Below are 20,006 nucleotides of genomic sequence, written 5' to 3' on the forward strand. Positions count from 1 at the left end.
GGTCTCAATGGCGCACCAAATATGAAGAGATGCTTGGCATCCGGCATCACGAAATCGTTCGTCATGGCCGCTATGACGCCACGCGGTTTCAGATCATCGAGTTGGTGCATGGAGACGGCGTAAAGGCGCTGCCGCTTTATGTGCGTGGCGGCACATGGTCTGGCCAGTCGCAACTTGAAGCCTATGCGCAATTGCTGCGCGTGCCTGTCATCGAGACGAGGCGCGATGTCAGAGAGTATCAAGGAAAGCGCTGATCTCGCTATCGCTCTTCAGGCGGAACAGTTTTGCGTGGGGCGCATATTGCGCGATGGCATCGATCGTCAACGCCTCGTGATTTTTCCTGAACGTCCAGATGTAGCGATAAAATTCCAGATCGATCTTCTCCGGGCACCCCGGGGCGAGGTCCGGTCGGTTGCGGCCGAACTGCCTCATCGTTCGCGCAAATGCGCGCCAGATGCAGGTCAGGCGCGGCTGATCTACCCAGACGATCATATCGGCGCGCGGCATACGAATGTCGAAGGTCTTTGCAAAATTTCCGTCGATGATCCAGCGGTCCTGCGCCACCGCCGCTTCGACCTTGGGGCGGAATTCCTCGTAAGAGCTTTCGACCCAGCCGGGTTTCCACCAGAGCACGTCGAGATGCGTCACGGGCAGATCGAGACGCTCGCCCAGGACCCGCGCGAGTGTTGACTTGCCGCCGCCGGAACAGCCGATAATCAGAATACGGTTCATGCGATGATCCCCCCGAAACGCATTCTAAAGCCCTCCCCCCTTGAGGGGGAAGGTTGAGACGGGGAGCGGCGAAGGAAGGTCAGCGTCGTTATTAGAACGCATATTCCTTGAAGGCCGGATCGATCGTGCCGCCCCAGCGCCCGTGATAGGCGTCAAGCATGATTTCGGCAGGGGATTTTCCGCTCTCGATGACTTCTTCCACAGCATGCAGGAAGGTCGTTTCGTCCGACGAGCCTGCGCCGTCGCCCTTTGCGCGAGCCTTGAGGCCGGCGCGGGAAATCTCGACCGCGCGGCGGCCGATGTCGTGCAGGGTGCCATTTCGGAAAGGCGTCTTCAGGCCGAGGCGCGGAACGTCATCGCGGAGCTTCTGGCGTTCGGCATCCGTCCAGTCCTTGACGAGATCCCAGGCCGCATCGAGCGAGACCTGATCATAGAGAAGCCCGACCCAGAATGCCGGCAGCGCGCAGATACGCGCCCAGGGGCCGCCATCGGCGCCGCGCATTTCCATGTAATTCTTCAGCCGCGCTTCGGGGAAGATCGTCGTCAGATGATTGATCCAGTCGCCGCGCGTCGGCGTTTCACCTTCGAGGCCGCGCAGCTTGCCGACCATGAAGTCCCGGAAGGACTGGCCGGTGACGTCAACGTAATGCCCGTTGCGATAGACGAAATACATCGGCACATCGAGCGCATAGTCGACATATTGCTCAAAACCGAAACCGCTTTCAAAAATGAAAGGGATCATGCCGGTGCGGGCGCGGTCCGTGTCGGTCCAGACATACGAGCGATAGGAAAGATAGCCGTTCGGCTTTCCTTCCGTGAACGGAGAGTTGGCGAAAATCGCCGTGGCGAGCGGCTGCAAGGCAACCGCGACACGAAGCTTCTTCACCATGTCCGGCTCGGACGAGAAGTCGAGGTTCACCTGCACGGTGCATGAGCGGTACATCATGTCGAGACCCATGGTCCCGACCTTTTTCATATACTCGGTCATGATCTTGTAGCGGCCCTTGGGCATGACCGGAATCTGGTCGCGCCGCCAGTTGGGCGTGAAGCCGAGACCGAGGAAACCGAGCCCGTGCTCGCCGCCCACCTCTTTCACTTGTGCAAGATGGTCGTGCAATTCTGCACAGGTCTGGTGGAGGGTTTCGACTGCGGCGCCCGACAGCTCAAATTGTCCGCCGGGTTCCAGCGAGATATTGCCGCCGCCCTTCGGGCTTTCCAGACCGATGATCGTCTCGCCTTCGCGGACGGGGAGCCAGCCGAAACGGGTCAACCCTTCAAGCATCGCGCGGATGCCGTGGGGGCCGTCATAGGGGACCGGCGAATTGTCGCTGATATGAAAAGGGAATTTCTCGTGTTCGGTGCCGATGCGCCATTGGTCTTTCGGCTTCGAGCCGCGCTCAAGCGCGGCCACAAGGTCGTCTCTACTGGTAACGGGCTCGGGCCCGGCAACGAGTACGCTCATAAGCGAGCCCCCTGGAGATTTTCAAGAAGACCGTGTTGTTTCGAGCGAGCCCCGCTTCGCATCCGGCCTTTGGCGTTGGCAAGATGTAGGAGCGCCAACCCGGCCTGACAAGCGTTAAAGAGACGGGCCGGTTAACGCAATCTCGCCATTCGCGTCTCTATTTTTCGCAGATATCGCGCCCGGGCCGCGTCTGTGGCGCTGTCCATCTTGAAAAGTGCCATCCAGGCGGTTTTGCAGGGGCGGCCGCAAAGCGCATGGATGCCGCGCATAATGATCCGGCGATGCGGCTCGCCGACATATTTTGCAAACCACCAGGGCGAACCGCAGCTTGTGATGCCGACCAGCAGGCGGATGTTCGTCAAGGCGGGACGGATCACCTTGCCGCCGTCGGCCATATGAAAGGCGATCCCCGGCGCAAAGGTGCGGTCGAACCAGCCCTTGAGGATAGCGGGCAGGCCGTACCACCAGGTCGGGAAGACGAAGGCCAGACCCTCGGCCCATTGAAGGTCGGCAACATGTTTGCGGACCTGAAGGGTGTTTTTCGTCTCGTCCTGATAATCGAGGCGCTCCTGACGGCTCAAACGCGGCTCGAAATTCTCGGCATAGAGATCGACGACGCGCACCTCGTGGCCTGCGCGCGCAAGACCGCGAAGCGCCGCATCGCGCATAGCGGCACCGAAACTTTCAGCGACCGGATGGGCATAAACAAGAAGCACACGCATGAATATCGTCCGTTACCAGTCGCCAAGCACGAGCTGCACAGCAGCAAGCGCCGCAATGGCTGCCGTATCGGCGCGCATGATGCGGGGACCGAGCGAGAGGGCCACAGTGTCCTTGCGCGCATGAAGCCGCGCGCGCTCACCCTCGTCGAAGCCGCCTTCCGGGCCGACCAGAAGCGCGAATGACTGCCCTCGCCCGCCCTCTTTCGCAAGACCTTCAAGAATGGCAAGTGCGCCGCCGGGCGCTGCTCCTTCGTCGCAGAAAAGAATGCGGCGGCCCGGTGCTTGTTCCGTCCAGCGATCGAGAATCGCGTCGAGCTTTTCCGCTTCGCGCACCTGCGGCACCGCAACAAGACCGCATTGCTCCGCCGCCTCGATCACATTGGCCTGAAGTCGCGCATCTTTTACGCGAGAGACAATGGTCCGCCGCGTGATAACGGGCTGGATAAGCCCCGCGCCCATTTCCGTCGCCTTCTGGGCGATGAAATCGAGCCGCGCCTTCTTGACCGGTGCGAAGAGCAACCAGATGTCGGGCAGCTCCATATGCGGGCGGGTGCGCTCGCTCACATGAAGGCGGCAGGATTTTTTCGCGGTCTCCACGATCTCGGCCACCCATTCGCCATCGCGCCCGTTGAACAGCAGGACGCGATCGCCCGTGCCCATGCGCAGCACATTCAGCAGGTAATGCGTCTGGTCTTTTTCAAGCATGATGTCGGCATTGGCCGCCAGATCCGCCTCGACATGGAGGCGCGTCTTGCCGGTGGCGCAATGGAGCGGCGTATCATCGTCATCGTCCAGATCGGTCGGCATGTTCGTTTATCGCCTTCAGGCTGATATGGTCGGCCAGTTATAAAGCTTTCCTCTTATAAAGAACGCCATGCAGACCAGAAAGACCGCACGCGTCCTGCTCTTCGACAAACAGGGGCGACTTCTTCTCATGCAGATGCACGATCCAAATGTCGCAGCCACAAACGGCGAAGTGGCGCGCGACGCCTATTGGGTCACTATCGGCGGCGAGATCGATGAGGGTGAGGATATTCATGCTGCAGCCCTGCGCGAGATCGCGGAGGAAACGGGCCATATGAACGTCAGGCTCGGGCCTGCGGTCTGGTATGGTGAGCATGTGCTGAATGTTCACGGCCAACCGCGGCTCTTTCAGGAAACCTTCGTCGTTGCCTTCACGGACGAGGACGGATTGAGCAACGCCTCATGGACCGATGAGGAGCGCCTTGTCATCAAGGGTATGAAGTGGTGGGACGTGGATGAACTCTATGCCTGCCGCGACACATTCTTTCCGACATCGCTGAAAGAGAATCTGCTGCCGATCCTCGAAGGCATATATCCTCCCGTTATCCTGCGCATTGAGCCGTGATCCCATGTCCCATCCCGATGCCTCTGAAGCTCGCGTTGCCGATGCGCCGCCGCAAAACTGGGTGGATCTTTATGCGCCCGCTTTCGCGCGCCCCTTCATGCGGCTTGCCCGTCTCGACCGGCCCATCGGCACGTGGCTGCTGCTCTGGCCGTGCTGGTGGTCGATTGCGCTGGCGGCAGATGGCTGGCCGAACCTCTGGCTGATGCTTCTCTTTGCTATCGGCGCTGTCGTCATGCGCGGCGCGGGCTGCACCTATAATGACATTGTGGATCGCGATTTCGACGGGCGTGTAGAGCGCACGAAGCTGCGGCCCATTCCAAGTGGCGCTGTGAGCGTGCGGGCAGCCTGGATATTTCTCGGCGCGCAATGCCTTGTCGGACTTGCCGTTCTGCTGTCGCTCTCCATGACGGCGATTGCACTCGGCTTTGCCTCCGTCGCGCTGATCGCGATCTATCCCTTCATGAAGCGCATCACCTATTGGCCGCAGGTCGTGCTCGGGCTTGCGTTCAACTGGGGTGCGCTGATGGGCTATGCGGCGGTGCGCGACACGCTGAGCCTCGCGCCGGTGCTGCTGTATCTCGGCGCGATTGCATGGACCATCGGCTACGACACGATCTATGCGCATCAGGACAAGGATGACGATGCATTGATCGGCGTCAAATCGACGGCGCTGCGCTTCGGGAAAACGACGCATAAATGGATGTGGGGCTTTTACGGCGTCATGGCGGTGGCACTGATTTCCGTCGGCATCGTCGCGCAACTCGGCTCGATCTATTATGCGGGCGTGTTTTTTGCGGGCGCGCAGCTTGTGTCGCAAATCCTGCGGCTCGATATCGACGATTCCGCGCGCTGCCTCACCATCTTCCGGTCCAATCGCGATTTCGGGCTGATCGTCTTTGCAGCCATCGTCGCGGGACGAGTTTTCAGCTAATCGGGCTTCACGTCCATCAGCCGGTCGATCTTGCGCAAGGCGGGAAAGAGCCACATCCACAGCGCGACAATGCCGATGGTACCGAGACCGCCTACAACGACCGAAGGCACGGTGCCAAGCCAGCCCGCCATGACGCCACTTTCAAATTCGCCCAGTTCGTTCGAGGCGCTGATGAAGAGAAGATCGACGGCGCTGACGCGACCGAGCTTGTCCTGCGGCGTGGCGAGCGGGATCAGCGTGGAGCGCACATAGACGCTCACCATGTCGGACGCACCCATCACGAGGAGTGCGCCCATCGAGAGCATGAAATGCTCCGAAAGGCCGAAGACGATTGTCGCGACGCCGAATATCGCGACGCAGCCGAACATGATGAGGCCCGTATATCGCTGCAAGGGCATTGCGATCAGCAGGAAATTGACCAGCACCGCGCCGAGCGCCGGTGCCGAACGCAGCAGGCCGAGGCCTTGCGGACCCACATGCAGAATGTCGCTGGCGTAAATCGGCATCAGCGCCGTCGCCCCGCCGAGCAAGACGGCAAAGAGATCGAGCGAGATGGCGCCGAGAATGATCGGCTTCTGGCGGATATAGGCGATGCCAGCGGTCAAACGCCCGAAGGCCGAGAGCGTCGGATCGGCAGGCTCCTGGCGATGGCGCGTGCGAATGGCGATGAAGGCGACCGCCACTGCGAGAAAGAACACAAGGCAGGTGCCGTAAGCGACGAACGGGCCCCAGATGTAAAGAATGCCGCCAAGCGCCGGGCCGACGATCACCGCGACCTGAAACGAAGACGAGGAAATCGCGATGCCGCGCGGCAACTGCACCTTCGACACGAGAAGCGGGACGAAGGCGCGCAGCGCAGGGCCGGAAAAGGCGCGCGCTGTGCCGAAGATCGCCAGCACCAGATAAAAGGGCCAGATGGAGTGATGCCCCACACCGGTCCAGGTGAGCAATATCAGCAGTGAGACCGAGACGGCTTGCAGAAAATAGCTCGCCGCAATGATGAAGCGGCGGTCGATGCGGTCGGCAATATCGCCTGCTGGCAAGAGCAGCAGCACCATGGGCAGGAATTGCGCGAGGCCGACAAAGCCGAGCGCCATCGGACTCTTGGTGATCTCGTAAACCTGCCAACCGACAGCGACCGACTGGATTTGCGTGCCGAGCGTGCCGAGAAATCGACCAGCAAGAAAGAAGCGAAAATCCCGCAAGCTCAGAACGCTGCGCAAGCTGACGCCGGTGGAAAGGGATTCGCTCATGTCGGATTGGCTCCTGCGGGGGAGCTTTATCGCCGAGTTCGAGCCGGGTGTCGCGGATTTCCCCTCGTCGAAAAGGCAAAACATCGCTGCGGAAAGGCAAATCCGGCATTTCCGAGCCTGAAGCAAAAATGACGCAGGTGTCACATCTTGATTACGGGTCGTATCGGGTTATATTTGTTGCATCGCAGCATTTCTGCGCGATGTATCGAAGAAAGGAAGAACCCATGTTCAGAGAATGGCTCAGTGCAGCAGCGGCCTCTGTCGGATTCTTCACCGGCATGACCTATTGGCACGAACTCCCGACGCGTCAGTTGGCCGTCATTCGCAATGCCTCGACGGTGGCCAGAAAGCCTGTTGCCGATCAGGAATTTGGCCTGCACACCGCGCTCAAGGCGGCGGCTGACTAAGCTGCGCCCTTAAACAACAGAACTTTCGTTCATTCTGTGAATGGGAGTTCTGTTGCGGCGCGGAAATTCAAGTTCATTTATTTATCGGGCCTGTCGTCAAGCTTGACGACTCGTTGTGAACAGTGGTTCAGTGTCCTCCTTGAATGGAGGTTCATGCCTTGGCCTATCGTCGCACCGACACCGTATCCGCGCGCCTTGCCGACAATCGCCGCGCAATTCTCAATGCCGCCCGCGATCTTGTTGCCGAAGGAGGCTTCGCCGCCGCCCAGATGACCGAGGTGGCGCGCAAGGCAGGCGTCGCGACAGGTACGCTTTATCGCTATTTTCCCTCCAAAGAAGAATTATGCCGTCAGGTGTTCCGCGAGGTTTCCGCCCGCGAGATGAACATGCTGGCCGGTATCGCTGCAGGCAACGGCACGGCGACGAGCCGTCTTGAGCGGGTCTTGCGCACCTTTGCGACGCGCGCGGTCAGCGGCAGACGCCTTGCTTACGCGTTGCTCGCCGAGCCCGTCGATGTGGGGCTCGCCGAAGAACGCGCGCGCTTCCGGCGCATGCATGGCGAGATTTTCGCAGGTATCCTGGAAGACGGCGTCGCGGCGGGCGAGTTCTCGCCGCTCAACGCCAAAGTTGCCGCCGCGTGCATAGCCGGCGCTATCCCCACGGCATTGATCGGGCCCCTTGCGCCCGAATCTCATGAACTTGAAGAAAATGGCGGGCGGGTGGTCGAGGAGATCATGCGCTTCTGCCTCGCCGGCGTCGAAGGCGCCGGGGACAAGAAATTATCCGAGGAAAGGGCAAGCGCATGATTGCGGCCACGAAACTTCTGACATCCGAACAGCTTGCCGTCGTGCGTCGGCGCTCGGACTTTCGCGGCCTCCTCGCGGTGGCTCACGCCTGGGGCGTCATATTCGGCGCGGTGGCGATTTTCGTCTGGCTGCCCAATCCGATCACCTTTCTTGCCGCCGTCCTGATTATCGGAACGCGCCAGCTCGGCCTTGCGATCCTGATGCATGACGGCGCACACGGCATTCTCTGCGACAATCCCAGGCTCAACATGTTCGTCAGCCAGTGGCTCTGCGCCTATCCGATGATGGCCGAGACGCAGGCCTATCGCCGCTATCATCTGACCCATCACGCCAATACGCAGCAAAAGGAAGATCCCGATCTCGTGCTCTCGGCCCCCTTTCCGATTACGAAGAAAAGCTTCCGCCGCAAGATGATCCGCGACCTCACCGGGCAGACGGGCTATCAGCAGCGCAAGGCGCAAATCCTCAACGCTCTGGGCAAGCCTGAATGGCCGCTCAGCCAGCGCCTCGAAAACTACTGGCGCAAGCTTGGCCGCGCGACCGTTGCGCAGGCCGTGATCTTTGTGATCCTGGCGCTGAGCGGCCACTGGTATCTCTACTTCGGGCTCTGGGTGCTGCCTTTCCTCACATGGCAGCAGGCGATCACGCGTATCCGCAATATCGCGGAACATGCGATGGTCCCCGACAATAACGACGATTTCCGCAATGCGCGCACGACCAAGGCGAACTGGCTCGAGCGCGCCCTCATTGCGCCCTATTGGGTCAACTACCACGTCGAGCATCATCTGATGATGTGGGTCCCTTGCTACAACCTGCCGAAAGCTCGCGCTTTCCTCATCGCCAACGGCTTCGGCCCGCGCATGGAAACGAAGTCCGGCTACCGCGAGGTTCTACGCATGGCGACATCGCGGCCCGACGATCAGGACCAGCGTGGCGAGCTTGTTCACAATGCGCGCAAGACTCGCGTTCAGGGCGTTGCGACCGAGGGATTCAAGCCCGTGGAGGACGCGATCGCCTGAGGTTGCCCGCGTGACGCAAAGGAAGCCTGAGGTCCGGCGCCTGGCTTTGCGTGTATTCTCCGCACCGTGCTAAACCACTCCCAATACGACATTGTTTTGAGGGAGAGACGTCATGGCCGAAACAGCGCAGCAAGGCGCGGAAGCCGACACAGACGAAGTGCGCGAAGCCCATCGCTTTGACGTGAAGCGGCTTGAAGCCTATTGTCGCGACGCGGTCGACGGCTTCAGCGGCACGCTTGAGGTGCGCCAGTTCTCCGGCGGGCAGTCGAACCCCACTTTCCTTCTGACATCCGATGGGCCGCGTGGCACGAAGCGCTACGTCATGCGCAAAAAGCCGCCCGGCGTGCTGCTCGCCAGCGCCCATCAGATCGACCGCGAATATCGCGTGATGAAGGCCCTGGCCGACAGCGATGTCCCGGTGCCGCACATGTATGCGCTGTGCGAGGATGACAGCGTCATCGGCACGGCCTTCTACATCATGGAATGTCTCGACGGCCGCGTCTTCCGCGATTCAACCATGCCGGAATCGAATGAAGGTGAGCGGCGGGCTGTTTATGCCAGCCTCGCCGAGAACCTCGCCAAGCTCCACAAAGTCGATTACGAAAAGGTCGGCCTCGGCGATTTCGGCAAGCCCGGCAATTATTTCGAGCGCCAGATCGGTCGCTGGATCAAACAATATCGCGGCGCGCAAACGGCCGACGTTCCCGCGATGGAAGAACTGATCAAATATCTGCCCGCGCATATTCCCGACGAGCAATCGGTCACCATTGCGCACGGCGACTATCGCAACGGCAATGTGATGTTCCACCCGACCGAGACGCGCATGATTGCGGTGCTCGACTGGGAATTGTGCACGATCGGCCATCCGCTCGCCGACGTCGCCTATAACTGCATGTACGATCTGTTGGGCGTCGCGGGTGGCGTCGGCCCGATCGACCGGAACCTGACGCCCGGCATTCCGACGGATGCGGAGTTTGTCGCGGAATATTGCCGCCATGCGGGCCGCGACGGCATTGCCGACTGGAACTTCTATCTTGCCTTCTCGATGTTCCGCCTCGCCTCGATCAGTCAGGGCGTCTACAAGCGCGGCCTCGACGGGAATGCAAGTTCGGAACGTGCGATGACGCTGGTCGACGCCTGCGCTAACCTTGCCAATCACGCCTGGGCAACAGTTCAGCGTCCGAATTGAAATTGCCCCACTGTCCGTATGCTTAGCATCGAGTAAACGGACAGTGGGCGGCGCTTCAAGATATATTAAGCCTCCCAGACCTAGCATTGCTCAACTTCGTACACGCACAGGATGTGCGGTATTCGGAAGATAATCGGCTTGGCCGATTGCTGGGGTGGGTAATGGTCGGTCGCAAGGATGCGAAATCTGGAGTCTGCGTAACGCCGAGTTGGCGCAACGATGGCGCTCCTGCCTCCGATTCAGGCCGCTTCTATCGCGCACTCCTTGAAAATACCGGCGACATTGTCACCCTGCTCGATGAGAACGGCATCATCATCTTCCAGAGTTCGGCGGTGATTGAAGTTCTGGGCTATGACGGCACGCGGCTGGTCGGCACATCGGTTCTCGACGGCATTCATTTTGAAGATCGCGAACGCGTAAGGCAGCGTCTGGAAAAATGCGTCGGCTCGCCCGATTGGGTGTCGATGGAGACATTCCGGCTGCCGCATCGCGACGGAAGCTGGCGCTGGATGGAAGCGCGGGCAAAAAACCTTCTCGAGGATGCCGATGTCGGCGCAATTCTCTGCGTTTCGCGCGACGTGACGGAAGCGCGGCGATTGCAGCATCAGTTGCATGAGGCCGAACGATTCGCGCGCTTCGGACATTGGCGCTGGGTCAAGGGCGCACCCTCGCCCACATGGTCGGACGGCGTTTTGAAAATTCTCGACCACACAGCCGTCACAATGCCTTCGGATGGCGACTGGTACAGCAAACTTATCCACCCGGATGACTGCAACGAATTGCTCTCGAAATTTCTCGACGCCTTCGAGACTAAGGAGGCCGTGCTTTGCACGTCACGCTTCCTCGCCCGCGACGGCACCTATCGCTATATCAAGACGCATGCCTATGCCGAACCGGATGCGCGCGATGAAATCGGTGCGCTGGTCGGACTCGCCGAGGACGTCACGCAGGAGGTGATGGCGCAGGAATCGCTTCAGCGCAGCGAGACCAAATATCGGCTGATCGCCGAGCGCGCGAGCGATATCATTCATCACATAGCGCCCGATGGCGACCTTTTGTATTTGTCCCCATCGCTCGAAGCCGTTCTCGGTTATGCGCCGGAAGACTTCCTTCTGTTCAGCAGCATAGACGACAAAATTCATCCCGACGATCTTCCGCGCCTTGCAAAAGCCTATAGCAAGTTCGTGCTCCACGATTCCACGGTGCGCTTCGAATATCGCCTGCGTCACAAGGCGGGCCACTATGTGTGGGTTGAATCGACGATGCGTGCGGTACGCAGCCCGGACGGCAAGATGGAAGAAATTATCGGCATGACGCGCGACATGACCCAGCGCAAGAAGCACGAGATCGAATTGATGGAGGCGCGCGAACGCGCTGAAGCGGCGAGCCGCACCAAGTCGCGTTTTCTTGCCAATATGAGCCACGAACTTCGCACGCCGCTGAATGCGATCATCGGCTTTTCGGATATGCTGCAACTTGAAATGTTCGGCAAGCTCGGCAATCCGCGCTACGTTGAATATGCGCAGCTCATCAATGAAAGCGGCGGCCTGCTCCTCGACCTCATCAGCGACATTCTCGACATGTCGAAAATCGAGGCGGGGAAATACAATCTCCATTGCGAGCCGGTTTGCGTGGAAAGCGTCATGGAGCAGGCGGTGAAGCTTGTACGCGGGCGCGCGGAGGCATCCGGCCTCGTACTTGACGTAAATCTTGCGCCGGGCGCTTCTGAAATGCCGCTCATTGCGGACGCCCGTGCGCTGAAACAGATACTCATCAATCTGCTTTCCAACGCCGTGAAGTTCACGTCTCCGGGCGGTCGGATTTCCGTCGGCGCCACGCCAATCGACTGCGGCATCCGCTTCACTGTGGAAGATAATGGCCGGGGTATCGCCAAGAACCACATTCCACGTCTCGCCCATGCCTTCGAGCAGGTTTCCGACGATGCGGAACTCAGCAAGCAGGGCACGGGCCTCGGCCTCGCCCTTGTGCGTTCGCTGGCGGAACTGCATGGCGGCTCGATATTGATCGAGAGCGAACTGGGTCAGGGCACCTGCGTCAGCGTCTACATACCTGCGGCTGCGGGTTTACAGGCGCAAGCGGCGCAGTAATTACTTTCAGCGCCCCATGACCTTGCGCAATGCGACCGCGAGTTCATCGAGAACGCGAACGACATGGGGGTCGTTCTTCAATCCACGATAATAGGCGCCAAGCGTCGGGACGTGTGCAAAGGGATCGACGGAGCCGAACATCGGCCCGATCTGATCATAGAAATAGAGCATCGGCGCCAGCGTACAATCGGCCAGGCTCAGCCTGTTGCCGATCGCATAGGGCGAGCCATCAAGATAGAAGGCCAGCCAGCGAATGCCCTTGTCGAGTTCAGCAAGCTCGCGATCGACCAGTGCCTGATCGCGGCCCTTGGGATTGATGTGGCCGAACAGCTTCGTCATCGGCTCCATGATATAGAGATCGCCGATGCGCGACAGAAGGCGCATGCGCGCGCGGCCCGCCACATCCTCCGGCCGGAGCGATATGCCCAGCCCCAGATCTTCGAGATATTCGCAAATGACTTCGGATTCAGGGAGCGCCATGCCGTTGTGCAACAGCGTCGGCACCTTCTGCATGGGGTTTAGTTTCTCAAGCTCGGCTTCAAGCTCGGTATTGCCGAAGGCGTCGACGATTTCAGCGTCGATCCCCTTGGCGTAGACGGCGAGACGGACACGCGCCGAGAAAGGTGAAAGCTGGGCATTCAGAATCTTTATGCTCATCGACGCTTCGTCCCCCTTGCCGTCGCGGCCTTCATGCGGGCCATTCCATAAGTAGGTATCAAAACGGCCGACCCACAAGAGCGAGCCGGCCGTTTTCAGTTCATATCATGCGAAGCTTACTCAGCCGCCGCACGCACCTTGTTCGAATACTTCTTGAGTTCGAGCTTGGCGATGGTGCGATTGTGCACTTCGTCCGGGCCGTCGGCCAGACGCAGCGTGCGGATGCCCGCATACATCTTGGCAAGACCGAAATCGGTGGTCACGCCAGCGCCGCCATGAGCCTGAATGGCATCGTCGATGATCTTCAGCGCGAGATTCGGCGCCGCGACCTTGATCATGGCGATCTCGGTGCGGGCGACCTTATTACCCACCGTGTCCATCATATAGGCGGCCTTCAGCGTGAGAAGGCGCGTCATTTCGATGTTGGTGCGCGCTTCACCGATGCGCTGTTCCCAAACGGAGTGATCGGCAAGCTTCTTGCCGAAAGCTTCGCGCGAGAGCAGACGCTTGCACATCATCTCAAGCGCGCGCTCTGCGACGCCGATGGTGCGCATGCAGTGATGAATGCGGCCAGGCCCAAGCCGACCCTGGCTGATTTCAAACCCGCGACCTTCACCGAGAAGCAGGTTTTCGGCAGGCACACGGACGTTCTCGAGGATGACTTCAGCGTGGCCATGCGGCGCATCGTCGAAGCCGAAGACCGGCAACATGCGGACAATCTTCACACCCTTGGCATCAAGCGGCACAAGGATCTGCGACTGCTGGCGATAGGTATCGGCCTTGGGATCGGTTTTGCCCATGACGATCGCGATCTTGCAGCGCGGATCGCCGACGCCCGAGGACCACCACTTGCGACCGTTGATGACATACTCGTTGCCATCGCGCTCGATGCGGGTCGCGATATTGGTCGCGTCCGACGAGGCGACTTCCGGTTCGGTCATCAGGAAGGCCGAACGGATCTTGCCCTCGAGGAGCGGCTCGAGATATTCGCGCTTGTGGCGCTCATTGCCGTAACGCTCAAGCACTTCCATGTTGCCGGTATCGGGCGCGGAGCAGTTGAACACTTCCGAGGCAAAGCCAACGCGGCCCATGATCTCGCAGAGCGAGGCATATTCCAGGTTGGAAAGACCGCCGCCGCGTTCCGATTCCGGAAGGAACAGGTTCCACAGGCCTTCTTCCTTGGCGATCGGCTTCAGATCTTCAAGGATCTGCGGCACCTGCCAGGGATTTCCCGCCGCGCGAAACGCGTCCATCTGGTCGGAATAGGTTTTTTCATTGGGATAGATGTACTTGTCCATGAACCGCTCAAGGCGGGCCTGGAGTTCTTTTGTCTTGTCAGAGAATTCGAAATCCATGAGTGCTCCCTTTATCTATTATGTGAGATGGAGAACGCCGAAACGCCCCCCTCAATGGCGAATGGGGGGACTTTAGCCGGTTGCCTCCGGCAAATCACGACTCAAATGTCCCAAATGCGGGGTGGGGATACGAGCTTGACGCGCGCGTCAGCTTCGCCGCGCCGCAAAAAACTCCCGAAGCAGATCGGCTGCCCGACGTTCGCTCAACCCACCATAGATTTCCGGTGCATGGTGGCAGGTGGAATGCGCAAAAATGCGAGGGCCGTGCTCGACGCCGCCGCCTTTTTCATCTGCCGCACCGAAATAGAGACGCCGCACGCGCGCGAATGAAATGGCCGTCGCGCACATGGGACAAGGCTCAAGCGTCACGTAAAGATCGCAACCGACGAGCCGTTCGGAACCGATCGCAACGCAAGCCTGGCGGATTGCCAGCATCTCGGCATGAGCGGTCGGGTCTTTCAGCTCGAGCGTGCGGTTTCCGGCAGCCGCAATGACGGCCCCCGCCCCATCGACGATCACGGCCCCGATGGGCACTTCCCCGCGCGCGCGCGCAGCCTCGGCCTCGGCAAAGGCAAGCTCCATGGGCTTCAAAACGGGGGCTAGGTCCTGGCTCATGGGCGGACCGTGCCCGGCAGGGCGGGCCTTCGTCAAGCACGGCTTGGGTTGGCGAATGGCACCTGCTAAAGAGAGGGCCATGAACGTCAATAAAAGCACCCGGCCCGGATCGCCCCGCACGCCCACCCTTTCGCCCCCCAGCGACAAGGATGGCGAACGCATCGCCAAAGTCATCGCCCGCGCAGGCATCTGCTCGCGCCGCGACGCCGAACGGCTGATCGGCGAGGGAAAAGTTACCGTCAACGGGAAGGCCATTTCCAGCCCCGCCCTCAACGTCAAGCGCAGCGATACGATCACGGTCGATGGTCAGTTGCTGCCTCGCATGGAGCCGACAAAGCTGTGGCGCTACCACAAGCCCGCCGGGCTCGTGACCACGGCAAAAGACCCCGAGGGGCGCACCACCGTCTTTGAGCGGCTGCCAGAGGGCATGCCGCGCGTCGTTTCGGTCGGGCGGCTCGATATCAATACAGAGGGCCTGCTGCTCCTCACCAATGATGGCGAACTGGCGCGGTTGCTGGAACTGCCGGCCACCGGCTGGACGCGGCGCTACCGCGTGCGCGCCTGGGGCGACATCACGCAGGCGCAGCTCGACAAGCTCAAGGACGGGATCGAGGTCGAGGGCGTGCGCTATGGTCCGATCGAAGCCTCGCTCGACAAGGTGCAAGGCTCGAACGTCTGGCTGACCGTCAGCCTCAAAGAGGGCAAGAACCGCGAAGTGAAGCGCGTGCTTGGCGCGCTCGGCCTGACCGTGAACCGGCTCATCCGTCTTTCCTTCGGCCCCTTTCAGGTCGGCGATCTCCTCGAGGGCGAAGTGGCGCAGGTGCCGAACCGCGTGCTGATGGATCAGCTCGGCGGACAGGGCGCGCAAATTGCGGGGAAGATCGAAGGCGAGGAGCCGGTGCGGCATCAGGATCGCAACAGGACGGAGCGTCCTTCGAAGCCCGTGCCTGCCAAGCCCGCACCGGCAAAGCCCGGAAGCGCGAAGCCGGTTGCGAGCAAAAAGCCGCGCGCCAAGAATTCGGGCGGCGCGAGCTTCATTGGCCGCAGACAGGCCGACGACTTCAAGAAGTCAGACGGACGCAAGAAGCCAGAGGGCTTCAAAAAAACTGAGGGTTTCAAAAAAACTGAGGGCTTCAGGAAGCCTGAGGGGTTCAAGAAGCCCGATACACTCAAGAAAGACGGGGCGGAAAAGCGCGCTGAGGGAAAACCCTTTGCCGACAAGCCGCGCGCGCGCAAGGCAGCGACGGGCAAAGCCGGCGCCGCACCGCGCAAGGCTGGTGGCGAGAAGAAATATTCGGCCACCAATCCCGACCGCAGCCGCCATGCCGACGGCACGAAGAAGTTCAGCAAGAATTACGTTCCCGAAAAGAAGGGCAGTCCGAAGGGCGGCGCACAGAAATCGCGCGCCGACGTCGCGAAGTCCCGCAAGCCCAGCCCGGATAAGAAACGCAAATGAGAATTGTCGGTGGAGCCCATAGAGGCCGCGTCATCGCTGCGCCTCCTGGCGATGTCATTCGCCCAACCGGCGACCGCGTGCGCGAGTCGCTGTTCAACATTCTCGCCCATCACGATTTCGGAGAATTCGATCTCGAAGGTGCGCGTGTACTCGACCTCTTTGCCGGTACAGGCGCGCTCGGGCTTGAAGCCATTTCACGCGGCGCGAGCTTCACGCTTTTCGTCGATGACAGCGCAGATGCTCGCGCGGCGATCCGCGAGAATGTCGAAACGCTCGGCCTCACCGGCAATGCAAAGCTATACAAGCGCGACGCGACAAAGCTTGGACCTCGTCCCGGCAGCGTCGGCCCGCATTTCTCGCTCCTCTTTGTCGATCCGCCCTATCGCAAGGGGCTTGCCGAACTCGCGCTCGTCTCCGCGCGCGAGGGCGACTGGCTCGCGCCCCATGCGCTTTGCGTCGTTGAGGAAAGTGTCGAAGCCAATTTCGTTGCGCCTTCAGGTTTCGACGAAATCGACCGGCGGAAATACGGCCTCACCGAAATCATTTTCCTGACACTGACCGAAGGCTCGCCCAAGTGACGTCCGCGCCGATCCTCACTGCATTCTCGACCATTGCGGAACGCTATGACGCGCTTCTTTGCGACGTCTGGGGCGTATTGCATAACGGCCATACGGCCTATCCCGGCGTCGCGGCCGCGCTTCACGCCTTCCGCGCCAAGGGTGGCCATGTGCTGCTGCTTTCCAACGCGCCACGGCCATCAAGCGAGCTTCCTGGAATGCTCGAACGCATGGGGATCGACGCCAGCGCCTATGACGGCATTCTGACTTCTGGCGATGCGACGCGCGCGCATCTTGCGGGCCACACCTATGGGCGCGATTGCTACCATATCGGCCCCGATCGCGATGTGCCGCTTTTCGACGGCACGGGCGTTTCGCGGGTCGACGAAGACCACGCCGCCTTTGTCCTCGTCACCGGACCTTTCAACGACGATGTCGAGGGGCCGGAGGACTATCGCGAGCAGTTCACGCGGCTTGTAGAACGCAGGCTGCCGCTCGTTTGCGCCAATCCCGACATCGTGGTCGAACGCGGCCCCCGGCACATCTATTGCGCAGGCGCGCTGGCGCGGCTTTATGAAGAGCTCGGCGGATCGGTCACCTATTTCGGCAAGCCGCACGGGCCGATCTATACGGTTGCACGGCAAAAGCTCATGCAGATCGCGGGACGCCCGTTTCCCGACACGCGCATCCTTGCTGTGGGCGACGGGGTGGCGACCGACATGAAGGGCGCGAATGCCCAAGGCATCGACGCGCTGTTCATCACCGGTGGCATTGCGGCGGCAGACTGCGGGGCCGATCCGGAAAGGCCCGAACCCGAACTCGTGGCGCAGGTCAGCGCCAAAGCAGGCATTCACCCAATTGCCGCCATGGCGCGATTGGTCTGGTAAACTGAAGATGAACGACGCTTCATCTCTTGTGATTTTACAAGCGCCCGAGATAAAGTGCGCGCCCTCACGTTCCGAAAACGGCAAACAGGCCTGATGCATATTCTTCGCCACTACTCGCCCGTGCCGCGACCGCTTCAGGGCGGCGTTTATGCGCTTGGCAATTTCGACGGCGTACATCGCGGGCACCAGAAGGTGATCGGTGAGGCGGCGCGGGTTGCGCGCGAACTCGGCGCGCCGCTCGGCGTCCTCGTTTTCGAGCCCCATCCCCGGCAGTTCTTTTTTCCCGATGAGCCGTTCTTCCGCCTGACGCCTTTTCGCGCCAAGGCGCGGCTTCTCGAAAAGCTCGGCGTCGAAATTCTGGCTGCCCTGCCCTTCGATGCCGAGATGGCAAAAAAGCTCGCGCCGGAATTCGTACTCGATGTGCTGGTCAACGGGCTCAACGCAACGCATGTCGTCGCCGGTTACGATTTTCGTTTCGCCAAGGGCCGCACGGGCGATGCCGCAGTGCTTTCCTATATGGGCGGCGAAGAAGGTTTCGGCGTATCGATCGTCGGCGAGGTTGCCCATGAGGGCGAGCCATATTCATCGACACGCATTCGCGAAAAGCTGGCGAGCGGCAATCCGCGCGGCGCAGCGGAACTGCTCGGCCATTGGTGGACTGTCGAATCGCATGTGATGACCGGCGATCAGCGCGGCCGCACCATTGGCTTTCCGACGGCAAATCTGTCGCTTGAAGATCATGTTCAGCCGGCGCTCGGCGTCTATGCGGTGCGCGTCGAAATCGAAGACGGGCCGCATAAGGGCTTCCATGACGGCGTTGCCAATCTGGGGCGGCGGCCGACCTTCGACAAAAAGGACATTGTTCTCGAAGTTCATCTGTTCGATTTCGCCGGCGATATTTACGGCCAGCATGTCGCTGTTTCCTTCGTCGACTATCTGCGACCGGAACTGAAGTTCGACGGGCTCGATGCGCTGAAAGCGCAGATTGCCAAGGACAGCGCACGCGCACGCGAAATCCTCGCATCCTTGCCGCACGAGTACGCCGATCTCGCGCTGTCGAAATGACCACTCCCGATCCAGTCGCCTTCATCCGCGCCAACACGATCTTGCACGAACCGCCCCTGATCCCGGAGATCAGGCTTCATCTCGCCAGCGAAATCGTGCCCATCTGGCAGATGACGGAGGAAGAACTCGAACGCACCGGCCTTCCGCCGCCGTTCTGGGCCTTTGCCTGGGCAGGCGGTCAGGCGCTTTCACGCTATATTCTCGACCATCCCGACGTCGTGCGCGGCAAGCGCATCCTCGATTTCGGTTCGGGCTCTGGCCTCATCGCTATTGCGGCCATGAAAGCAGGCGCGCGTTCAGTTCTTGCCGCCGACATTGATCCCTTCGCCGCCACTGCCATTGCGCTCAACGCCAAGGTGAATGATGTTTCAGTTGTTGTGACGGATGAGAACCTTATCGGCACCGCCAATCAGGGCTGGGACGTCGTGCTCATCGGCGACATGTGTTACGAGCGCCCGCTGGCCGAAAGTATTGAAATCTGGGTTCGCAATATGGTCGCGCAAGGCACCACGGCGCTGATCGGCGATCCCGGCCGGACCTATCTTCCGAAAATGGGCCTCGACAAGCTGATCTCTTATGCCGTCAAAACGACGCGCGAGCTTGAAGATACCGATGTTCGGAATACGAGTGTCTGGCGGATCGTATAAATGAACTTAAATTCATACTTTTGGTGAGCGGGTCAACGCCTTGGCTGCGGATGCGATCAGCAACAGCGTCCCGCCTGCCACCAGCAGATCGATGCCTAAAAGAATGCCGAGGGCGTAAAGCGATTGCTCCGGTAGCAACCAGAGCAGGATTGCCGCAAGCAGAAGACTTGAAACACCATTCACAAGTATCCAGCCCCATCCCGGAAAAGGATGAATCTGGGTTGCAGACAAAATTCGGATGATGCCGTCAGCGGCGAGGAAGCCGGCCAGGAGCAGCGTCAGGCTCAACGCACCCGCCACCGGATTTGCTAGAAACATCACGCCGACGCCGATGCTGAGAAGACCGGCCAGAAGGTTCAGCACGATCACGGGAGCGCCGCGCACGGAGAATGCGTGCACGATCTCGACGATGCCGGAGACGACCAATATCCAGCCGACGAATATGGCTGCGGCCAGGGTTCCGAAAAAAGGAAAGGCGATCGAGAGGATGCCGCCTATGACGAGCAGCCCGCCCGCGACGAGATAACGCCGCCGATATTGATGAATAACGCCTGCAATTGCAGATCCGGGATCGTTTACTGGACGCGCATCAGACATGGTGCACCCTGCTTTCATTATAAGTATAGCAGAGTCGCGCACTGCCTTGAACTCAAATTCACTTCTATCCGTTCTATTTTGGAACCAGCCCTTGCGAAAATGATCTTTGCTTGAGCGTGTCCGTTCCTGCAAAACAATCGAACCGGAATTCACACGGCGAGAAGGACTAACG

The 20,006-nt window shown here is 60.3% G+C and carries 22 protein-coding genes; 13 read left to right on the forward strand and 9 right to left on the reverse strand.

Going from position 1 to position 20,006, the window contains the following annotated elements; all coding sequences use genetic code 11:
* A partial coding sequence (locus tag WA943_RS00565) for a hypothetical protein (protein WP_424467626.1) occupies positions 1–254 on the forward strand: 254 nt, incomplete at its 5' end.
* On the opposite strand, the gene WA943_RS00570 is transcribed toward WA943_RS00565, so the two are convergent.
* The 4 genes from WA943_RS00570 to WA943_RS00585 form a co-directional block, all read right to left on the reverse strand.
* Complete coding sequence (locus tag WA943_RS00570; RefSeq protein WP_424467628.1) at positions 229–732, reverse strand: topology modulation protein; 504 nt, start codon at positions 730–732, stop codon at positions 229–231. The genes WA943_RS00565 and WA943_RS00570 overlap by 26 nt on opposite strands.
* A 91-nt stretch (positions 733–823) precedes the next feature.
* Positions 824–2,194: a glutamate--cysteine ligase gene (locus tag WA943_RS00575; protein WP_424467630.1), complete on the reverse strand. Its 1,371-nt coding sequence runs from the start codon at positions 2,192–2,194 to the stop codon at positions 824–826.
* Positions 2,195–2,325: 131 nt separating this feature from the next.
* Entirely contained in the window at positions 2,326–2,916 is a 591-nt protein-coding gene (locus WA943_RS00580; protein ID WP_424467632.1) for an NAD(P)H-dependent oxidoreductase, read from the reverse strand.
* A gap of 12 nt (positions 2,917–2,928) precedes the next feature.
* The gene (locus WA943_RS00585) at positions 2,929–3,723 is read right to left on the reverse strand and encodes a 16S rRNA (uracil(1498)-N(3))-methyltransferase (RefSeq protein WP_424467634.1); all 795 of its coding nucleotides are present in this window, start codon (positions 3,721–3,723) and stop codon (positions 2,929–2,931) included.
* A 67-nt stretch (positions 3,724–3,790) separates the two neighbouring features.
* On the opposite strand from WA943_RS00585, the gene WA943_RS00590 reads away from it, so the two are divergent.
* Positions 3,791–4,285 (forward strand): NUDIX hydrolase, encoded by a 495-nt coding sequence (locus tag WA943_RS00590; protein WP_424467636.1) that lies wholly within the window; start codon positions 3,791–3,793, stop codon positions 4,283–4,285.
* Positions 4,286–4,289: 4 nt separating this feature from the next.
* Complete coding sequence (gene ubiA / locus WA943_RS00595) at positions 4,290–5,216, forward strand: 4-hydroxybenzoate octaprenyltransferase (protein WP_424467638.1); 927 nt, start codon at positions 4,290–4,292, stop codon at positions 5,214–5,216.
* On the opposite strand, the gene WA943_RS00600 is transcribed toward ubiA, so the two are convergent.
* Entirely contained in the window at positions 5,213–6,469 is a 1,257-nt protein-coding gene (locus WA943_RS00600) for an MFS transporter (RefSeq protein ID WP_424467640.1), read from the reverse strand. The two genes, ubiA and WA943_RS00600, sit on opposite strands and share 4 nt — an antisense overlap.
* A gap of 224 nt (positions 6,470–6,693) precedes the next feature.
* Here WA943_RS00600 and WA943_RS00605 point away from each other — a divergent pair, with 224 nt between their 5' ends.
* The 5 genes from WA943_RS00605 to WA943_RS00625 all read left to right on the forward strand — a co-directional run bounded on the left by WA943_RS00605 (position 6,694) and on the right by WA943_RS00625 (position 11,998).
* Positions 6,694–6,876, forward strand: a complete 183-nt coding sequence (locus WA943_RS00605; RefSeq protein ID WP_424467642.1) for a hypothetical protein — start codon at positions 6,694–6,696, stop codon at positions 6,874–6,876.
* 158 nt (positions 6,877–7,034) lie between these two features.
* Positions 7,035–7,682: a TetR/AcrR family transcriptional regulator gene (locus WA943_RS00610; RefSeq protein ID WP_424467644.1), complete on the forward strand. Its 648-nt coding sequence runs from the start codon at positions 7,035–7,037 to the stop codon at positions 7,680–7,682.
* On the forward strand, positions 7,679–8,701 hold the full coding sequence (locus WA943_RS00615) for a fatty acid desaturase family protein (protein ID WP_424467646.1): 1,023 nt from the start codon (positions 7,679–7,681) through the stop codon (positions 8,699–8,701). The genes WA943_RS00610 and WA943_RS00615 overlap by 4 nt, the downstream gene beginning before the upstream one ends.
* A 112-nt stretch (positions 8,702–8,813) precedes the next feature.
* Complete coding sequence (locus WA943_RS00620) at positions 8,814–9,890, forward strand: phosphotransferase (RefSeq protein ID WP_424467648.1); 1,077 nt, start codon at positions 8,814–8,816, stop codon at positions 9,888–9,890.
* Between the two features lie 161 nt (positions 9,891–10,051).
* The gene (locus tag WA943_RS00625) at positions 10,052–11,998 is read left to right on the forward strand and encodes a PAS domain-containing protein (protein WP_424467650.1); all 1,947 of its coding nucleotides are present in this window, start codon (positions 10,052–10,054) and stop codon (positions 11,996–11,998) included.
* Between the two features lie 6 nt (positions 11,999–12,004).
* Here WA943_RS00625 and WA943_RS00630 read toward each other — a convergent pair whose 3' ends face one another.
* The 3 genes from WA943_RS00630 to WA943_RS00640 form a co-directional block, all read right to left on the reverse strand.
* Positions 12,005–12,655, reverse strand: a complete 651-nt coding sequence (locus WA943_RS00630; RefSeq protein WP_424467652.1) for a glutathione S-transferase family protein — start codon at positions 12,653–12,655, stop codon at positions 12,005–12,007.
* Positions 12,656–12,771: 116 nt separating this feature from the next.
* Positions 12,772–14,010, reverse strand: a complete 1,239-nt coding sequence (locus WA943_RS00635; protein WP_424467654.1) for an acyl-CoA dehydrogenase family protein — start codon at positions 14,008–14,010, stop codon at positions 12,772–12,774.
* Between the two features lie 147 nt (positions 14,011–14,157).
* Positions 14,158–14,625: a nucleoside deaminase gene (locus tag WA943_RS00640; RefSeq protein ID WP_424467656.1), complete on the reverse strand. Its 468-nt coding sequence runs from the start codon at positions 14,623–14,625 to the stop codon at positions 14,158–14,160.
* Positions 14,626–14,704: 79 nt separating this feature from the next.
* Between WA943_RS00640 and WA943_RS00645 the strand changes: the two genes are divergently transcribed.
* The 5 genes from WA943_RS00645 to WA943_RS00665 all read left to right on the forward strand — a co-directional run bounded on the left by WA943_RS00645 (position 14,705) and on the right by WA943_RS00665 (position 19,237).
* Positions 14,705–16,081, forward strand: a complete 1,377-nt coding sequence (locus WA943_RS00645; RefSeq protein ID WP_424467658.1) for a pseudouridine synthase — start codon at positions 14,705–14,707, stop codon at positions 16,079–16,081.
* Entirely contained in the window at positions 16,078–16,659 is a 582-nt protein-coding gene (gene rsmD, locus WA943_RS00650) for a 16S rRNA (guanine(966)-N(2))-methyltransferase RsmD (protein WP_424467660.1), read from the forward strand. Before WA943_RS00645 ends, rsmD begins: the two co-directional genes overlap by 4 nt.
* Entirely contained in the window at positions 16,656–17,525 is an 870-nt protein-coding gene (locus WA943_RS00655; RefSeq protein ID WP_424467662.1) for a TIGR01459 family HAD-type hydrolase, read from the forward strand. Before rsmD ends, WA943_RS00655 begins: the two co-directional genes overlap by 4 nt.
* A gap of 93 nt (positions 17,526–17,618) precedes the next feature.
* Positions 17,619–18,590 carry a bifunctional riboflavin kinase/FAD synthetase gene (locus WA943_RS00660; RefSeq protein ID WP_424467664.1) on the forward strand — a complete coding sequence of 324 codons (972 nt, stop codon included), beginning with the start codon at positions 17,619–17,621 and terminating at the stop codon, positions 18,588–18,590.
* Complete coding sequence (locus WA943_RS00665; RefSeq protein WP_424467666.1) at positions 18,587–19,237, forward strand: class I SAM-dependent methyltransferase; 651 nt, start codon at positions 18,587–18,589, stop codon at positions 19,235–19,237. Before WA943_RS00660 ends, WA943_RS00665 begins: the two co-directional genes overlap by 4 nt.
* A gap of 12 nt (positions 19,238–19,249) precedes the next feature.
* On the opposite strand, the gene WA943_RS00670 is transcribed toward WA943_RS00665, so the two are convergent.
* Complete coding sequence (locus WA943_RS00670; protein WP_424467668.1) at positions 19,250–19,987, reverse strand: HdeD family acid-resistance protein; 738 nt, start codon at positions 19,985–19,987, stop codon at positions 19,250–19,252.
* Between the last annotated feature and the right edge of the window lie 19 nt (positions 19,988–20,006).

Origin of the sequence: Parvibaculum sp. (assembly GCF_049651025.1) — a bacterium.
GTDB lineage: Bacteria > Pseudomonadota > Alphaproteobacteria > Parvibaculales > Parvibaculaceae > Parvibaculum.

Excerpts from the sequence above, each read along its gene's own strand:
- WA943_RS00570 (WP_424467628.1), bottom strand. The coding sequence starts at position 732 with ATGAACCGTATTCTGATTATCGGCTGTTCCGGCGGCGGCAAGTCAACA.
- WA943_RS00575 (WP_424467630.1), bottom strand. The coding sequence starts at position 2,194 with ATGAGCGTACTCGTTGCCGGGCCCGAGCCCGTTACCAGTAGAGACGAC.
- WA943_RS00580 (WP_424467632.1), bottom strand. The coding sequence starts at position 2,916 with ATGCGTGTGCTTCTTGTTTATGCCCATCCGGTCGCTGAAAGTTTCGGT.
- WA943_RS00585 (WP_424467634.1), bottom strand. The coding sequence starts at position 3,723 with ATGCCGACCGATCTGGACGATGACGATGATACGCCGCTCCATTGCGCC.
- WA943_RS00590 (WP_424467636.1), top strand. The coding sequence starts at position 3,791 with ATGCAGACCAGAAAGACCGCACGCGTCCTGCTCTTCGACAAACAGGGG.
- ubiA (WP_424467638.1), top strand. The coding sequence starts at position 4,290 with ATGTCCCATCCCGATGCCTCTGAAGCTCGCGTTGCCGATGCGCCGCCG.
- WA943_RS00600 (WP_424467640.1), bottom strand. The coding sequence starts at position 6,469 with ATGAGCGAATCCCTTTCCACCGGCGTCAGCTTGCGCAGCGTTCTGAGC.
- WA943_RS00605 (WP_424467642.1), top strand. The coding sequence starts at position 6,694 with ATGTTCAGAGAATGGCTCAGTGCAGCAGCGGCCTCTGTCGGATTCTTC.
- WA943_RS00615 (WP_424467646.1), top strand. The coding sequence starts at position 7,679 with ATGATTGCGGCCACGAAACTTCTGACATCCGAACAGCTTGCCGTCGTG.
- WA943_RS00620 (WP_424467648.1), top strand. The coding sequence starts at position 8,814 with ATGGCCGAAACAGCGCAGCAAGGCGCGGAAGCCGACACAGACGAAGTG.
- WA943_RS00625 (WP_424467650.1), top strand. The coding sequence starts at position 10,052 with ATGGTCGGTCGCAAGGATGCGAAATCTGGAGTCTGCGTAACGCCGAGT.
- WA943_RS00630 (WP_424467652.1), bottom strand. The coding sequence starts at position 12,655 with ATGAGCATAAAGATTCTGAATGCCCAGCTTTCACCTTTCTCGGCGCGT.
- WA943_RS00635 (WP_424467654.1), bottom strand. The coding sequence starts at position 14,010 with ATGGATTTCGAATTCTCTGACAAGACAAAAGAACTCCAGGCCCGCCTT.
- WA943_RS00640 (WP_424467656.1), bottom strand. The coding sequence starts at position 14,625 with ATGAGCCAGGACCTAGCCCCCGTTTTGAAGCCCATGGAGCTTGCCTTT.
- WA943_RS00645 (WP_424467658.1), top strand. The coding sequence starts at position 14,705 with ATGAACGTCAATAAAAGCACCCGGCCCGGATCGCCCCGCACGCCCACC.
- rsmD (WP_424467660.1), top strand. The coding sequence starts at position 16,078 with ATGAGAATTGTCGGTGGAGCCCATAGAGGCCGCGTCATCGCTGCGCCT.
- WA943_RS00660 (WP_424467664.1), top strand. The coding sequence starts at position 17,619 with ATGCATATTCTTCGCCACTACTCGCCCGTGCCGCGACCGCTTCAGGGC.
- WA943_RS00665 (WP_424467666.1), top strand. The coding sequence starts at position 18,587 with ATGACCACTCCCGATCCAGTCGCCTTCATCCGCGCCAACACGATCTTG.